A 7,197-nucleotide genomic window follows, 5' to 3' on the forward strand; every position below is an offset into this window, starting at 1 on the left:
CGCGGCGCCGCATCGGGTCGCCGTCCTCGACGCCGCGCTCGTCCTGCTGGTGGACCACGACATGGCGGCGTCGACCGTGGCGGCCCGGGCCGCCGCGTCGGCGCGGGCCCATCCGTACGCGGTCGTGGCGGCGGGGCTGGGAGCGCTCGACTCCGCTCTGCACGGGGCGGTGAGTGGCGAGGCGGTCCGGATGCTCCGCGAGGTGGCCGCGGGCGCGGAACCGGCCACGGCCGTCGGAACGGCGGCTCGGCGCGGCGGATCCGGTGTCCCGGGCTTCGGGCAGCCGCTGTATCCCGACGGAGATCCCCGTGCCCGCACCCTCCTGTCGGTCCTGGGCGAGCTATCCGATCCCGCCGTGGTCCGGGCGCGAGAGGCGGCCGAGAGCGTCTCCGGTCTCGTCCGCAGCAGGACCGGCCTGCGACCGTCGATCGATCTCGCACTGGCCACGATGATGCTCGCCTGGGACATGCCCGACGACGCGGGCGAGACCGTCTTCGCGATCGCGCGTTCCGCGGGCTGGTGCGCGCACGCCCTGGACGAGTACGGGCGGACGCCTCTGCGGCTGCGGCCGCGGGGCCGGTACACGGGTCCGGATCCGGCGGATGTCCAGCGGGCGGTGAGCAGGGCTCGGTAGTCTGGGACGATGCGGTGCGCGCCACACAGGCGGCGCCGGACAAGCTCGCAGGAGGCAGGCACGGTGGCGATTCTCCCCGGGATCTCAGGTCCGCGCGATCTCGACGACCTCTCTCCAGGCCAGCTCAAGGAGCTGGCGGCGGAGATCCGCGCCTTCCTCATCGAGAACGTGGCCCGCACGGGCGGGCATCTCGGGCCGAACCTCGGCGTCGTGGAGCTCACGATCGCATTGCACCGCGTGTTCTCCTCGCCGGAGGACCCGATCATCTTCGACACCGGGCACCAGTCCTACGTGCACAAGCTGCTCACCGGGCGCCAGGACTTCTCCGGTCTGCGCTCCCGCGGCGGTCTGGCGGGCTACCCGCAGCGCTCGGAGAGCCCACACGACGTCGTGGAGTCCTCGCACGCGTCGAGCTCGTTGAGCTGGGCGGACGGCGTCTCCCGCGCGCTCACGGCGACCGGACGTGCCGACCGTCACGTGGTCGCCGTCGTCGGCGACGGCGCCCTGACCGGCGGCATGACCTGGGAGGCCCTCAACAACATCACCGACGACAACGACCGGAATCTCGTCATCGTCGTGAACGACAACGGCCGCTCCTACGCGCCGACCATCGGCGGGATGTCCCGTTACCTCAACCGGGTGCGGACGGCGGGCGCCTACCGCGACCTGCACCGGAAGTCGGACCGGCTGTTCCGGGCCTTCGGACCGTTCGGCCGCGCCCTGTTCCGCGGCGTCCGAGGCGGTACCCACGGGTTCCTGGCGAGATTCGTCAACAACGAGGCGCTGTACTCGAACCTGGACATCAAGTACCTCGGTCCCGTGGACGGGCACGACATCGAGGCGCTCACCGAGACGCTGGAGATGGCGAAGCAGTTCGGCGCACCCGTGATCGTGCACACGATCACGGAGAAGGGACGCGGCTACCAGCCCGCTCTCGACGACGAGGCGGATCAGTTCCATTCCGTCGGCAAGATCGACCCGAAGACGGGCGGTGCGCTCGGCGGGTCCGGCGGGCGCAGCTGGACCGACGTGTTCTCGGACGCGCTCGTGGAGGTCGGCGCCCGCGAGCCGAACGTCATCGCGATGACGGCGGCCATGCTCCGGCCGACGGGCCTCGCCCCGTTCGCGGAGCGCTTCCCCGATCGCGTGTACGACGTGGGCATCGCCGAGCAGCACGCCGTCGCGTCCGCGGCCGGGCTCGCGTACGGGGGCCTGCACCCCGTGGTCGCCGTGTACGCCACGTTCATGGGACGCGCGTTCGATCAGGTGCTGATGGACGTGGGACTGCACCGCGCCGGCGTGACCTTCGTCCTCGACCGTGCCGGCGTGACAGGACCCGACGGTCCCAGCCACCACGGCATCTGGGACCTCGCGATGCTGCAGATCGTCCCGAGCATCCGGATCGCGGCCCCTCGCGACGCCGTGCGCCTGCGGGAAGCGCTCGACGAAGCCGTCCGCGTCGACGACGCGCCCACCGTGATCCGGTTCCCGAAGGGCGCGGCCACCGAGGAGATCCCCGCGATCGAGCGTCGCGCCGACGGCACGGACGTGCTGTTCCGGGGTGAGGCCGAGGACGTCCTGATCGTGGGCATCGGCCCCTTCGCCGCCCTGGGCCTCGACGTGGCGCACCGCTTGCGCGCCCAGGGGATCGGCGCGACGGTGGTGGACCCGCGATGGGCCATCCCGGTGCAGCCGTCGGTGATCGAGCTGGCCGCTCGACACCGCCTCGTGATCACGCTCGAGGACGGCATCCGAGTGGGCGGCATCGGCACGCGTGTGCGACAGGTGCTGCGGGAGGCGGGAGTGGACACGGCGGTGGACGAGCTCGGCGTGCCGGACGAGTTCATCGATCATGCCTCGCGCGAGCAGATCCTCGAAGCGGCGGGCCTCACGGCGCCGAAGATCGCCCAGGACGTCGTGGCCCAGGTCCTCGGCAAGCGGATCCCCGTGGCTCGTCAGACCGGCGAGACCGGCGCGATCGACCTGCCGCTCCACGAGGCCCGCTGAGCCCGCGGCTCGGCGCGGTCCGTCGCGCCGCCTAGACTGGACCGATGCGCGATTCCGCCTTCGATCAGGCGATGTACCAGGTGCGCTTCGAGTGGGGCGCCGCGGGGCTCGACCGGCTCGCACCGGCGGATGTCGTGGTCGTCCTCGACGTGCTGAGGTTCACGACGACCGTGACGGTCCGGGCCGAGCGTTCCGAGACGACGCCGCTGCACGATGCCCCCTCGATCAACGGCGCCCCGGTGGCGGCTGCTGCGGCGACCGTGCCCGGCGCTCTGGTCCTCGCCGGCAGCCTCCGAAACGCCGACGCCGTCGCGGAGGAGATCCTGCGCGAACAGGTGCGGCGGGACCGGCGAACGAGCGTCGCCGTGATCGCCGCAGGCGAGGCGATCGCGCCGGGCGACCCGCGTCTGCGCTTCGCCGTGGAGGACCAGCTGGGCGCGGGCGCGATCATCGACGCGCTGATCCGACGCGGGATCGACCATGTGTCGCCCGAGGCGATGCTCACCGCGGAGTCGTTCCGAAGCCTGCGCGGGGCGTTGCGGCACCTCGTGAGCGCGAGCGGCTCGGCTCGCCACCTCCGTGCGCGGCCCGAGCAGTACCCGGACGCTGAGACGGACATCCGTCTGGCCGCCGAGCTCGACGCGAGCACGGTCGTGGCGGAGCTCCGCTGCGGCGTGTTCACCGCGCGGGCGCTTCGGGACACGCCGCAGCGCTGATGAGGGGCGGGCCGGCGCCGTGCACGGGGCACGCGGAAGGGCCGCCTCCGAGGAGACGGCCCTTCCGCGTCACGGCGCGGGTCAGCGGCTTGCGATGCCGCGGATCGGGGGCGTGTGGAAGGTCCCGCCGAACGCGCGCTCCGAGGCGCCCTCGCGGTCGAGGTACGGCGATGCGCCGCCGTCGATGAACGGCCACCCGGCGCCGAGGATGAGGCACAGGTCGATGTCCTCCACCTCGGGGACGACGCCCTCGTCCAGCATGAGACGGATCTCCTGGGCGAGGCCGTCCTGGACGCGGCGCAGGATCTCCTCCGCGGAGGCCGGGGACGACCCGGCCGCCTCCTTCACGACCTTCTCCGCCGCCTTCGTGAAGCCGGTCACGCGGCCGCCCTTGTCCTTCTCGACGACCTCGGGCAGTTCGGCGAGCGCGTGGAAGTTGTCGTTCGCGTAGAAGCGCTCCGGGAAAGCGCGGACCATCGTGTCCTGCACGTGCGCCGCGACCTTCCAGCCGACGAGGTCGATGAGCTGGAACGGACCCATCGGAAGCCCCAGCGGCGCGAACGCCTTCTCGACCTCCGCCACCGGCGTGCCCTCGTAGACGGCGCGCGCGGCCTCGCCCATCACCTTGGCCAGGAGGCGGTTGACCACGAAGCCGGGGGCGTCGGCGGTGAGGACCGCGTTCTTGCCCAGGCCCTTGGCGACGACGAAGGCGGTCGACAGCGCCGCGTCGGTGGTGTGCGGGGTCTTCACGATCTCGATCAGCGGCATCACCGCGACCGGGTTGAAGAAGTGGAACCCGACCAGGCGCTCCGGGTGGGCGAGCTTCGCGCCGATCTCCTCGACGGAGAGCGACGAGGTGTTGGTCGCGAGGATGGCGTCCTCGGCGACGATCCGCTCGATCTCGCCGAACACCTGCTGCTTGACGCCGACCTCCTCGAAGACCGCCTCGATGACGAAGTCGCAGTCCGCGTAGAGGGTCTTGTCCGTGGTGCCGGTGACCAGCCCACGCAGCTTGTTCGCGGTGTCGGCGTCGAGGCGCCCCTTGGCCTCGAGCTTCTTGATCTCCTCGTGGATGTAGGCGACGCCCTTGTCGACGCGGGCCTGATCCAGGTCGGTGATGAGCACGGGCACCTGGAGCCGGCGCACGAACAGCAGGGCGAACTGGCTCGCCATGAGCCCGGCGCCGATGATGCCGACCTTCGTGACCTTCTTCGCGAGCTCCTTGTCGGGCGCGCCGACCGGTCGCTTCGCCCGCTTCTGGACGAGGTCGAACGCGTACATCGACGCGGCGAACTGGTCGCCGGTCACGAGATCGGCGAGCGCCTCGTCCTCACGGGCGAAGCCTTCTTCCCTCGTGCCGCTCTTGGCCTTGTCGAGCAGGTCGAGGGCCACGTACGGGGACTTCGGCACGGTGCCGATCTTGGACTCGAGCATGCCGCGCGCCATCTTGATGGCGATCGGCCACTTGGTGAGGCGCTCGATCTTGCCCGGTTCGTTCTTGCGCTCGACCTTCTTGCCGCCGAGGACGGCGTCCGCCCAGCGGAGCGAGTCCTCGAGGTAGTTCGCGGCCGGGAAGATGGCGTCGAAGATGCCCAGCTCGAACGCCTGCTGCGGCTTCAGCATGCGGTTCTGCTTGAGCGGATTGGAGATGACGACCTCGAGCGCGTTCTCGATGCCGATGAGGTTCGGCAGGAGGTAGGCGCCGCCCCAGCCGGGGATGATCCCGAGGAAGACCTCGGGCAGCGCCAGCGCCGCGGCGGAGGCGTCCACCGTGCGGTAGGTGGAGTTGAGCGCGATCTCCATGCCGCCGCCCAGCGCGAGCCCGTTGACGAAGGCGAACGACGGCACGCCCAGCTCCGACAGCGAGCCGAGAACCTTGTGGCCGAGCTGCGCGATGAGCCGGGCGTTGTCGCGGGAGCCGACCCGACTGATGTCGGACAGGTCGGCGCCGGCGGCGAGGATGTACTGCTTGCCGGTGATGCCGACCGCCTGGATCTCGCCGGCGGCCGCCCGGGCCTTGAGCCCGGCGAGCGTCTCGCCGAGCTCGGTCAGGGTCGCGGGGCCCAGCGTGTTCGGGCGGGTGTGGTCGCGGCCGTTGTCCAGGGTGATCAGCGCGAGCACCTTGCCGGAGGGGAGGCGGACGTCGCGCACGGGGGAGTGCGTGACCACCTCGCCCTCGGTGAGAGCCTGGATGGGGGAGAAGTCGATGGCGTCGTAGTTCGTCATTCCTGCATCCCTCACTTGCGCTTCTTGCCGTCGTAGAACGGGTTCTCCCAGATGACCGAACCGCCCTGGCCGAGGCCCACGCACATGGCGGTGAGGCCGTAGCGGACGTCCGGACGCTCGGCGAACTGCGCGGCGAGCTGGATCATCAGACGCACGCCCGAGGCCGCGAGCGGGTGACCCAGCGCGATCGCGCCGCCCCACGGGTTGACGCGGGGGTCGTCGTCGGCGATGCCGAAGTGGTCCAGCAGCGAGATGACCTGGATCGCGAACGCCTCGTTGAGCTCGAACAGCCCGATGTCGTCGATCGTGAGACCGGCCTTCTTCAGCGCCTTCTCGGTCGACGGGATGGGACCGATGCCCATGATCTCCGGCTGCACGCCGGCGAACGCGAAGGAGACCATCCGCATCTTCGGCGAGAGGCCGAACTCCTTCACCGCGCCGCCGCCGGCGAGCAGCGACATCGTCGCACCGTCCGTGAGCGGGGAGGAGGTGCCGGCGGTGACGCGTCCGTGCGGGCGGAACGGGGTCTTGAGACCGGCGAGGTCTTCCATGGTCGTCTGCGGGCGGCGGCCCTCGTCCTCGGTCGCGAGGCCCCAGGCGCCGTCGGCGCCCTTGACGGCCACGGGCACGAGGTCCGGCTGGATCTTGCCCGCGTCGTAGGCGGCCTGCACCTTGTGCTGGCTGAGCATGCCGAAGCGGTCGGAGCGCTCCTTGGTGAGGTGCGGGAATCGGTCGAAGATCCGCTCCGCCGTCACCCCCATGTTGAGCGCGCCCGGGTCCACCATCTTCTCCGCAACGAAGCGCGGGTTGGGGTCGGCGTTGCTGCCGATGGGATGACGCCCCATGTGCTCGACCCCGCCGGCGATCGCCAGGTCGTACATGCCGACGCCGATCGAGGCGCCCATGGTGGTGACGCTCGTCATGGCCCCGGCGCACATGCGCTCGACCGCGAGACCGGGCACGGTCTGCGGAAGGCCTGCCAGGATCGCGACGGAGCGTCCGAGGGTGAGGCCCTGGTCTCCGGTCTGGGACGTGGCGGCGATCGCCACGTCGTCGATGCGGTCCAGCGGGACCCCGCCGTTGCGCTCCATCAGCCCGATCGTCGCCTTGACCGCCAGGTCGTCCGCGCGGGTGTTCCAGTACATGCCTTTCTCGCCGGCGCGCCCGAAGGGGGTGCGCACTCCATCGACGAAGAAGACGTCCGAGATCTCGGCCACTCTGCCTCCAGTTATCAGGGTTGTCCCCAGCCTAGGAGGGTCGGTGGCGCCCCGAGGGAATCGGTTGGATCGAACCTACGAAGTCGCGTCGGGACGGTCTTCACCGGTTTGCGTGGCATCCACAAACGCGAGTGCGATCCGCTGTGCGGTCTCCTCAACCTGCCAGGGGCGCGCCCCGAGCTCCGCGAGCGCCTCGCCGATCGTCGCTTCATCGATCACGCTCGGCGGCTCCCAGGCGACGCGGCGGAGCGAGTCCGGCGTGAGGAGGTTCTCCGTGGGCATGCGCAGTTCCTCCGCGCGCGCTTCGACCACGGGGCGCGCTGCCTTCAGCCGGGCGTCGGCCTCGGGGTTCCGATCGGCCCAGGCGCGCGGCGGCGGCGGGGCGTCGCTGGGCACA

Annotated in this window: 5 protein-coding genes and 1 pseudogene; 3 read left to right on the forward strand and 3 right to left on the reverse strand. The window is 71.1% G+C overall.

Features of this window, described 5'->3' with window-relative positions; translation table 11 throughout:
- From MR1_RS18000 to MR1_RS18010, 3 genes are all read left to right on the forward strand, one after another.
- A partial coding sequence (locus tag MR1_RS18000; protein ID WP_303621333.1) for a citrate/2-methylcitrate synthase occupies positions 1-634 on the forward strand: 634 nt, incomplete at its 5' end.
- Between the two features lie 63 nt (positions 635-697).
- Positions 698-2,641: a 1-deoxy-D-xylulose-5-phosphate synthase gene (dxs, locus tag MR1_RS18005; RefSeq protein WP_067250316.1), complete on the forward strand. Its 1,944-nt coding sequence runs from the start codon at positions 698-700 to the stop codon at positions 2,639-2,641.
- A 44-nt stretch (positions 2,642-2,685) separates the two neighbouring features.
- On the forward strand, positions 2,686-3,357 hold the full coding sequence (locus tag MR1_RS18010; RefSeq protein ID WP_067250319.1) for a 2-phosphosulfolactate phosphatase: 672 nt from the start codon (positions 2,686-2,688) through the stop codon (positions 3,355-3,357).
- An 81-nt stretch (positions 3,358-3,438) separates the two neighbouring features.
- Here MR1_RS18010 and MR1_RS18015 read toward each other — a convergent pair whose 3' ends face one another.
- The 3 genes and pseudogenes from MR1_RS18015 to MR1_RS18025 form a co-directional block, all read right to left on the reverse strand.
- The gene (locus MR1_RS18015; RefSeq protein WP_067250322.1) at positions 3,439-5,583 is read right to left on the reverse strand and encodes a 3-hydroxyacyl-CoA dehydrogenase NAD-binding domain-containing protein; all 2,145 of its coding nucleotides are present in this window, start codon (positions 5,581-5,583) and stop codon (positions 3,439-3,441) included.
- Between the two features lie 11 nt (positions 5,584-5,594).
- Entirely contained in the window at positions 5,595-6,800 is a 1,206-nt protein-coding gene (locus tag MR1_RS18020; protein WP_067250325.1) for a thiolase family protein, read from the reverse strand.
- A gap of 75 nt (positions 6,801-6,875) precedes the next feature.
- Positions 6,876-7,197, reverse strand: a pseudogene (locus tag MR1_RS18025) (ribonuclease D); the annotation flags it as partial.

Origin of the sequence: Microbacterium resistens NBRC 103078 (genome assembly GCF_001552355.1) — a bacterium.
GTDB lineage: Bacteria > Actinomycetota > Actinomycetes > Actinomycetales > Microbacteriaceae > Microbacterium > Microbacterium resistens.

Excerpts from the sequence above, each read along its gene's own strand:
- MR1_RS18010 (WP_067250319.1), top strand. The coding sequence starts at position 2,686 with ATGCGCGATTCCGCCTTCGATCAGGCGATGTACCAGGTGCGCTTCGAG.
- MR1_RS18015 (WP_067250322.1), bottom strand. The coding sequence starts at position 5,583 with ATGACGAACTACGACGCCATCGACTTCTCCCCCATCCAGGCTCTCACC.